This window comes from Actinomadura hibisca NBRC 15177 (genome assembly GCF_001552635.1).
GTDB lineage: Bacteria > Actinomycetota > Actinomycetes > Streptosporangiales > Streptosporangiaceae > Spirillospora > Spirillospora hibisca.
On the sequence record NZ_BCRO01000125.1, the window covers coordinates 22,222 to 30,506 of the forward strand.

The following is an 8,285-nucleotide window of genomic DNA, read 5'->3' on the forward strand; positions in this document are numbered from 1 at the left end:
CCGTTCCCGACCTACGTTCGTGCCATGCGAGTGCTGCTCACAGGCGCGTCCGGGTTCATCGGGTCCCACATCGCCGAGGCTCTGACGGCCGCCGGTCACCAGGTGCACGGGTTCGACCTGCGCACCGGCCAGGACGTCCGGAGCCCCGACGACGTGGCGCGGGCCCTGGCCGGGATCGACGCCGTCTGCCACCAGGCCGCGATGGTCGGCCTCGGCGTGGACATGTCCGACCTGCCCGCCTACGCCTCGGTCAACGTCCAGGGCACGGCGGTGCTGCTGGCGGAGATGGCGCGGGCGGAGGTGCGCACGCTGGTCCTCGCCTCCTCGATGGTCGTGTACGGCGAGGGCCGCTACACCTGCGACCGGCACGGGGCCGTACGGCCGGACCCGCGCGCCGAGGAGGCGTTGCGGGCCGGGCACTTCGAGCCGCCGTGCCCCGCGTGCGGCAACCCGCTGGCCCCCGGCGTCATCTCCGAGGACGCCCCGCTCGACCCGCGCAACGTCTACGCCGACACCAAGCTGGCCCAGGAGAACCTGGCCGCCTCCTGGGCGCGCGCTACCGGCGCGTCGGTGACGGCGCTGCGCTACCACAACGTCTACGGCCCGAGAATGCCGCGCGACACCCCCTACGCCGGAGTGGCCGCCCTCTTCCGTTCCCGTCTCGAACGCGGCGAGGCACCCCAGGTGTACGAGGACGGACGCCAGCGCCGCGATTTCGTGCACGTCCGCGACGTCGCCCGCGCCAACGTCCTCTCCCTACAGACCACGCACACCGGCCTACGCGCCTACAACATCGCCAGCGGCGAACCCCGCACCATCGCCGACATGGCCCACGCCCTGGCCGACGCCTACGGCGGCCCCGATCCCGTAGTCACGGGCGGCTATCGCCTAGGCGACGTCCGGCACATCGTGGCCTCGCCTGAAAAAGCACGCCGCGAGCTGGGTTTCACGGCGCAGGTGCCGTTCTCCGAAGGCATGGCCGAATTCGCCCTCGCCTCGACGGGTTCCGCGCGATGACCGCCGTTGACGTCGTGCTGCCCTGTCTCAACGAGGCCGAGGCGCTGCCGTGGGTGTTGTCGCGGATGCCTGAGGGATTCCGGCCCATCGTCGTGGACAACGCCTCCACCGATGCCTCGGCCGAAGTCGCCGCACAATACGGAGCCCTCGTCGTCCCAGCGCCGCAACGCGGATTCGGAGCCGCCTGCCATACCGGGCTGCTCGCCGCCACCGCCGACGTCGTGTGCGTCATGGACGCCGACGCCTCCCTCGACCCCGCCGAACTGCCGCGCCTGGTCGCCGCGCTCGACGCCACCCGGCCGAGCCTCGTCCTGGGCCGCCGCCGCCCCACCGGGCGCGGCGCGTGGCCGCCGCACGCCCGGCTCGGCAACGCCGTCCTCGCCCGCTCGCTCAACCGCCGTGCCGGGACGCGCCTGCACGACCTCGGCCCGATGCGCGCCGCCCGCCGCGCCGACCTGCTGGACCTGGACCTGGCCGACCGCCGGTTCGGCTACCCGCTGGAGATGGTGCTGCGCGCCGCCGCCGCGAACTGGCGCGTCACCGAGCTGGAGGTCGCCTACCTGCCCCGCACCGGCCGGTCGAAGGTGACCGGGACCGTGCGCGGCACCGTCCGCGCCGTCCGCGACATGCGCCGCGTCCTGGCGGAGGTGACGCCGTGACCGCCGACCTGATCGTCATCGCCAAGGAGCCGGTGCCCGGCCGCGTCAAGACCCGGCTGACCCCGCACTACAGCCACCGCGAGGCCGCCGCGCTGGCCGAGGCCGCGCTCACCGACACCCTCGCCACCGTCGCCGCCGCGCCCGCCGGGGCGCGGACCCTGGCGCTGGACGGCGCGCCCGGCCCGTGGCTGCCGCCCGGCTTCCAGGTGCTCGCGCAGCGCGGCGACGGCCTTGACGAACGGCTCGCGCACGCCTTCGCCGACGCCTACGCGGGCCGCCCCCTGGTCCTGGTCGGCATGGACACCCCGCAGCTCACCGCCGACCACCTGCGCGAAGCCGCCGCCGCGCTGCGCACCCACGACGCGGTGCTCGGCCCGGCGGCCGACGGCGGCTTCTGGCTGCTCGGCCTGACCCGCCCCGACGCGGCGCTGCTGCGCGGCGTGCCCATGTCGCGCCCCGACACCGGCCGCCACCAGCTCGCCCGGCTGCGCGCCGCCGGGCTGAGCGTGGCGGCGCTGCCCGAGCTGACCGACGTGGACACCGCCGCCGACGCCGCCGTGGTCGCCGCGCTGGCCCCGCACGGCCGCTTCGCGGCGGCGTTCCGCCACCACACGGCGGCCCGCGCATGATCGGCGAGCTGTACGAGGAGGCGCTGACCGGCCGCCGCGTCGAGATCGAGGACGGCGCGGGCCGCCGCCGCCCGCTCCCGGTGGACCAGTGGCGCGCCCCGCGCCCCGGCGACGCCGGGCTGCTGGCACGGTGCGCCGGGCCGGTCCTGGACGTCGGGTCCGGTCCGGGCCGCCTCACCGTCGCGCTCACCGAACGCGGCGTGCTCGCCCTCGGCATCGACGTCACCGAGCACGCGGTGGCGCTCACCGTCGCCGCCGGAGGCCCCGCGCTGCACCGCGACGTGTTCGGCGCGGTGCCCGGCGCGGGCGGCTGGCGCACCGTGCTGCTGGCCGACGGCAACATCGGCATCGGCGGCGACCCGGCCGCGCTGCTGCGCCGCGTCGCCGAACTCCGCGCGCCCGACGGCCGCGTGCTCGTCGAGGTGGCCCCGCCGGGCGCGCCGTCGCGCGTCGAGTCGGTGCGGCTGCGCACCGGCGGCGCGGTCGGGGAGTGGTTCGCGTGGGCGCACGTGTCCGCCGACGACGTCGCGGGGCTCGCCACGAGGTGCGGCCTGGCGGTGGGCGAGATCTGGGAGGAGGCGGGACGGTGGTTCGCGTCCCTGTGATCGGGCGGCGCTCGGACGAGCGCGCCGCCGCCTGGCTCGGCCTGGCGCTCGGGATCAGCTTCGGCACGGCGTTCGTGACCGGCCTGATCAGCCATTTCCTGCAACACCCGCCGTCCTGGGCGGCGTGGCCGTCGAGCCCGTCCGGCTTCTACCGCGTCACCCAGGGCCTGCACGTGATCGGCGGCCTCGCCACGATTCCGCTGCTGCTGGCCAAGTTGTGGACGGTCTACCCGAAGTTGTTCCGCTGGCCGCCGTTCCGGTCGCCCGCGCACGCGGCCGAGCGCGGCGTGATGTTCCTGCTGGTGGGCGCTTCGTTGTTCCAGCTCGCCACCGGCCTGTTCAACATCGCCTACTGGTACCCGTTCCCGTTCTTCTTCCCCGACGCCCACTACTGGACGTCGTACGTGCTGGTCGGCGCGCTGGTCGTGCACGTCGCCAACGAGTGGGGCAAGGTCCGCCGCACCGTCATGACCCGGCCCGAGGACGGCCTCTCCCGGCGCGGCCTCCTGCTGACCGTGGCGGCGGCCGGGGGAGCGGTCGCGCTGACCACGGCCGGTGAGACGTTCTCGCCGCTGGCCCGCCTGGCACTGCTCGCGCCGCGCCGCCCCGGCGTCGGACCGCAACACCTGCCCGTCAACCGGACGGCCCTGGCCGCCGGGGTGACGCCGGACGCGTCCTGGCGGCTGACCGTCACCGGCCGCGTCGACCGGACCCTCAGCCTGTCACTGGCCGACCTGCGCGCCCTGCCGCAGCACACCGTGCGGCTGCCGATCGCGTGCGTGGAGGGCTGGAGCGCGTCCGGCGATTGGCGGGGCGTGCGGCTGCGCGACGTGCTGCGCCGCGCCGGGGTCGCCGACGATGCGCGCGTCCGCGTCGAGTCCCTCGAACGCGGGGGCCGCTACCGGACCTCCCGGGTCGATCCGCCGCACTGGCAGGACGCCCGGACCCTGCTGGCGCTCGGTCTGAACGGCGAACCCCTCGCCCCCGACCACGGCCATCCCTGCCGCCTGATCGCGCCCAACCGGCCCGGCGTCATGCAGACCAAGTGGATCACCCGGCTGGAGGTCTGGTGAAGATCCCCGCCTACGTCGTCGGCGGCGCGCTGATCGCCTACGGCGCCTACGGCCTGGCCTCCCACGTGGACCTGATCGGCTGGGCGATCTGGTTCGGCGGCGCGGTCCTGGTGCACGACCTGCTGTTCGCCCCCGCCGTCCTGCTCGCCGGGGCCGTCGTGACGCACCGGCGGACGCGGGCCGCGCTGGTGGTGGCGGGCGCGGTGACGCTGGTGGCGCTGCCGATGGTCCTCGGGCTGGGGAAGCGCGCCGACAACCCGTCGATCCTGCCGCTGCCGTACGGGCGCAACCTGCTGATCGTGCTGGCCGTCATCGCGGTCGCCGCGCTCCTGCGCCGGAAACGTCCCCGATGAGCCGGATCATGGTCGTGCTCTGGGCCGCCCTGATCGCCGGTGCGTTCGCCGTCGGGCACCACCTGCGACGCGCGGGCCTGGCGACCGAGGACAAGCTACCGCCGCTGCACGCCGAGTTCCGCGTGCTGACCTGGCAGATCCTGCCCGCCCTGATGCTGGCGGTCATAGGCGTAGCGGTGTTGCCCCCACTGGCCAGACGCCTGCCCTGGCGGGCGCTACCCCTGACGGCTTGGGCCGCAACCACGCTCTGGACGGTCGTGCTGGCCCTCAGCGACGGCTGGGACGCGCTGTCCCGCCCGCTGGACGCGCCCACCGAATACCCTGCGGGACTGGCCGCCGTCCGCCCCGACCCCCTGACCTGGCTGGAGACCTTCACCGAGCGCCTGCACGCCTACCCCACCCACGTGCGCGGCCACCCGCCGCTGCCGACCCTGGTGTTGTGGGCGCTGGACGCGGCGGGACTGCGCGGCACCGGCTGGGCGGCCGCGCTGATCATCGCCGTCGGCGGCTCGGCCGTGGCCGCCATCACGATCACCCTGCGACGCCTGGCAGGCGAGGAGATCGCACGGAACGCCGTCCCGTTCCTGGCACTGGCACCGTTCGCACTATGGATCGCCACAGCCATGGACGCTTTCTTCCTGGGCGTAGGAGCCTGGGGAACAGCGCTCCTGGCCCTGGCCGGACGCAACAAACCATGGCTGGCCGCCGCAAGCGGCCTCCTCCTGGGCTGCCTCCCCTACCTGAGCTACGGCCTCCTCCCCCTCTTCGCAGTCCCCCTAGCAGTACTGATCCTGACCCGCCCCCGCCCCGGCGTCCTGCTCGCCCTGCTCGGCGGCCTGGCGATCGTGCCCGCCGCGTTCACCGCGCTGGGCTTCTGGTGGCCCGACGGAGTAGCGGCGACCCTCGACACCTACCTGGTCAGCCGAGGTTCGGCGCAACGCTCCACGACCTACTTCGCGATCGCGAACCTGGCCGTCCTGGGCCTGCTCGTAGGCCCCGCGACAGTGCACGCCCTAACACGCCCCCGCCGCTCAATCCCCGTGGCGCTGCTGGCTGGCGGCGCACTACTAGGCACCCTCGCCCTGGACGTGTCAGGCGTGACAAAGGGAGAGGTCGAACGCATCTGGGTGCCCTACGCAGCATGGATCGTCACCGCAGCAGCCCTACACCGCCCCCCAGCCCGAACCTGGCTGGCCGCCCAAGCGGCAACGGCCCTGCTGGTGCAACTCCTAGTGCTCTCCGAATGGTGACCCCGCCCGCGAACCTCAACTAACAGCGTGAGACCGCTTTGGTCGAACCTTCCGCCACATCCGTAACGTCCCGGCTACCGTGCGCTCATGGAAACGCTTGCGAACTGGCAGCCGAACTCCTCCTGGACGATGGCGGAATGGCTGCGCGAGGCCCGCGCGCTGCGGGCAGCCCTGCACGCCCTGGGCATGACGACGCCGCGCTGCCTGCCGGGGGAGCCCGCCGACTGCGGTGCCTCGGTCTGGGAGCACTACGCCACCTACGCGGGGATGCTCAAGGGCGCGGCGCAGGTGAAGGCCGAATGCCACCTCGGCCCGGGTCCCGGGCTCGACCTGGCCGAACGCGTGTACGCCGACCAGGTCGCCTCGCACAAGCACTAGACGTCGCGCACACCGCCCGTCTCGCACAAGCACTGACGCCACGCGCACCGCCCGCCTCCTTCGGGAGGCGGGCGGTGCGCGGGTCCGTCATCGGTGCGCGGCCAGTGCCTTCTCCGGCTCGGACGGGGTCTCCGTCTCGCTCAGTGCCAGCCGTTCGTGCACGCGCCCCAGTGGGCCCGGCAGCCACCAGTTCCATCGGCCCAGCAGCGTCATCGTCGCCGGGACCAGCAACATCCGCACCAGCGTCGCGTCCAGCAGGACCGCCAGCACCAGGCCCAGCCCGATCGCCTTGATCGGTGCGAAGCCGCCGAACACGAAGCCCGCGAACACCACCGAGATCAGCAGCGCCGCCGCCGTGACGATGCCGCCCGTCCGCTGCAACCCCGACGCCACCGCCTCCTGCGGCGTCGCCCCGGCCAGCCACCGTTCCCGGATGCGCGACAGCAGGAACACCTCGTAGTCCACCGACAGCCCGAACGCGATCGCCCCGACCAGCACCGGCACGGTCAGGTTCACCGACCCCAGGCCCTCGCTGCCCAGCAGCCCGGCCAGGTGCCCGTCCTGGAACACCCACACCACCACGCCCAGCGCCGCGCCGATGCTCAGCAGGTTCGTGAGCACCGCCTTGAGCGGCAGCAGCACCGACCCGGTGAAGGCGAACAGCAGCAGCAACGTCCCGATCGCGACCACCGCCGCCGCCCACGGCAGCCGGTCGGACAACATCTGCCGGTAGTCGATCAAGCGGGCGGTGTCGCCGGTGACCTGCACCTCGAACGGCAACGGCAGGTTCCGGACCGCCTCGACGGCGTCCCGCGTCGCCGCGTCCTCGGCCGCCCCGCGCGGCTCGGCGCGCAGCACGCTCACCCCGCCGACCTGCTCGGCCTCGACCGCGCCGATGCCCGGCATGCCCGCGATCCGCTCGCGCAGCCCCGCGACGCCCGGGTCGGTCAGCGGCGCGTCGGCCAGCACCTGGATGTCGCCCGACCAGTGCGCCCGCTCGGGGAAGTGCACGGTCAGGTCGTTCCACATCTGGCGCGTGGTGGTGGAGTCCGGCAGCAGCCGCGGGTCGCCGCCGGAGATCTTCAGGCCCAGCACCGGCAGCGCCAGCGTCACCATCGCCGCCCCGGCCGCGACCAGCACCAGCACCGGCCGCCGCTGCACGCCGCGCGCGATCCGCGCGAACGCGCCGTCGCCCTCGGCCTTCGGCTTGGCGGGCGAGATCCGGTGCCCGGACCGGCGCAGCAGCGCGGGCAGCAACGTCAGCGCGGCCGCCATGTCGGCCAGCACGACGGCGGCCCCGGCCAGTCCCATCGAGCGCAGGAACGGGTCGGGGAACACCACCAGCCCGGCCAGCGCGACCGCGACCGTCAGCCCGGAGAACACCACCGTGCGGCCCGCCGTCGCGCAGGTGCGGGCCACCGCCTCCGCCACGTCCGGCGCGGTGCGCCGCTCCTCGCGGAACCGGCTGACCACCAGCAGCGCGTAGTCCACGCCCAGGCCGACCGCGAGCATCGTGGTGATCTGGATCGAGTACACCGACACGTCGGTGACGGTGCTGAACAGGAACAGGATGCCGAACGTCGAGCCGACGCCGACGACCGCGACCAGCAGCGGCAACCCCGCCGCCAGCAGCCCGCCGAACACCACCAGCAGCAGGATCAGCACCACCGGCATGCTCAACATCTCGGCGCGCGCCACGTCCTTCTGCGCCTGCTCGTCGAACTCGGCGTCCGACAGCGGCCCGCCCGCCACGTGCGCGGTCGTGCCCGGGACGGCGCGCAGCCGGGCGGCGGCGGCCTCCGCCGCGTCCTCCATGCCGTCGCCGGGCATGAGCCCGACCTCGACCAGCACCGCCCGTCCCGTCCGCGTGGACGGCAGCGGCCCCGCCACCTCGGCGACGCCCGGCACGGCCCTGGCCTGCCGCATCGCCGCGTTCACGTCCCGCAGCAGCCCCGCGTCGTCGACGGGCCGTCCGGAGATGACGGCGGTCAGCGTCTCGCCGCTGGGCGCGACCTTCTCCAACCGGTCCTCGGCCCGCCCCGACTCGCTGGTCGGCACGGTCCCGACGTCGGCCACCAGCCGCTCGAACACGCCGGTGCCGATCCCGAACCCGGCCCCCAGCACCAGCACCCAGACCGCGACGACGAGCAGCGGCCGCCGCGCCGAGAACCCGGTAACCCTGGAAATCATGACAGCCTCCACATCGGTGAGCTGCCCTGATGCTCGCCCGCAGCAGGTCTCCGGCGCTTCGCCGCCAGGAGCGGACCTCGGCCCCCTCGCAGGGACCGCCGAGGCCGCCCGCGACTCCCTCCTAGACGAGT

General features: G+C 74.3%; 9 protein-coding genes. 8 read left to right on the forward strand and 1 reads right to left on the reverse strand.

The window, feature by feature from the left end; translation table 11 throughout:
• The first annotated feature begins 24 nt into the window (after positions 1 to 24).
• The 8 genes from AH6_RS39760 (at position 25) to AH6_RS39795 (ending at position 5,964) form a co-directional block, all read left to right on the forward strand.
• The gene (locus AH6_RS39760; protein WP_067491246.1) at positions 25 to 1,017 is read left to right on the forward strand and encodes an NAD-dependent epimerase/dehydratase family protein; all 993 of its coding nucleotides are present in this window, start codon (positions 25 to 27) and stop codon (positions 1,015 to 1,017) included.
• Complete coding sequence (locus tag AH6_RS39765) at positions 1,014 to 1,676, forward strand: glycosyltransferase family 2 protein (protein WP_067491226.1); 663 nt, start codon at positions 1,014 to 1,016, stop codon at positions 1,674 to 1,676. The genes AH6_RS39760 and AH6_RS39765 overlap by 4 nt, the downstream gene beginning before the upstream one ends.
• Positions 1,673 to 2,305: a TIGR04282 family arsenosugar biosynthesis glycosyltransferase gene (locus AH6_RS39770; protein WP_083983911.1), complete on the forward strand. Its 633-nt coding sequence runs from the start codon at positions 1,673 to 1,675 to the stop codon at positions 2,303 to 2,305. The genes AH6_RS39765 and AH6_RS39770 overlap by 4 nt, the downstream gene beginning before the upstream one ends.
• Positions 2,302 to 2,910 carry a class I SAM-dependent methyltransferase gene (locus AH6_RS39775; protein ID WP_067491228.1) on the forward strand — a complete coding sequence of 203 codons (609 nt, stop codon included), beginning with the start codon at positions 2,302 to 2,304 and terminating at the stop codon, positions 2,908 to 2,910. The genes AH6_RS39770 and AH6_RS39775 overlap by 4 nt, the downstream gene beginning before the upstream one ends.
• Positions 2,892 to 3,983, forward strand: a complete 1,092-nt coding sequence (locus AH6_RS39780) for a molybdopterin-dependent oxidoreductase (protein WP_067491230.1) — start codon at positions 2,892 to 2,894, stop codon at positions 3,981 to 3,983. The genes AH6_RS39775 and AH6_RS39780 overlap by 19 nt, the downstream gene beginning before the upstream one ends.
• Entirely contained in the window at positions 3,980 to 4,336 is a 357-nt protein-coding gene (locus AH6_RS39785) for a hypothetical protein (protein ID WP_083983912.1), read from the forward strand. Before AH6_RS39780 ends, AH6_RS39785 begins: the two co-directional genes overlap by 4 nt.
• On the forward strand, positions 4,333 to 5,586 hold the full coding sequence (locus AH6_RS39790) for a hypothetical protein (RefSeq protein WP_067491232.1): 1,254 nt from the start codon (positions 4,333 to 4,335) through the stop codon (positions 5,584 to 5,586). Before AH6_RS39785 ends, AH6_RS39790 begins: the two co-directional genes overlap by 4 nt.
• An 87-nt stretch (positions 5,587 to 5,673) precedes the next feature.
• Complete coding sequence (locus AH6_RS39795; protein WP_157432012.1) at positions 5,674 to 5,964, forward strand: hypothetical protein; 291 nt, start codon at positions 5,674 to 5,676, stop codon at positions 5,962 to 5,964.
• 87 nt (positions 5,965 to 6,051) lie between these two features.
• On the opposite strand, the gene AH6_RS39800 is transcribed toward AH6_RS39795, so the two are convergent.
• The gene (locus tag AH6_RS39800; RefSeq protein ID WP_067491236.1) at positions 6,052 to 8,154 is read right to left on the reverse strand and encodes an MMPL family transporter; all 2,103 of its coding nucleotides are present in this window, start codon (positions 8,152 to 8,154) and stop codon (positions 6,052 to 6,054) included.
• Positions 8,155 to 8,285 lie beyond the last annotated feature (131 nt).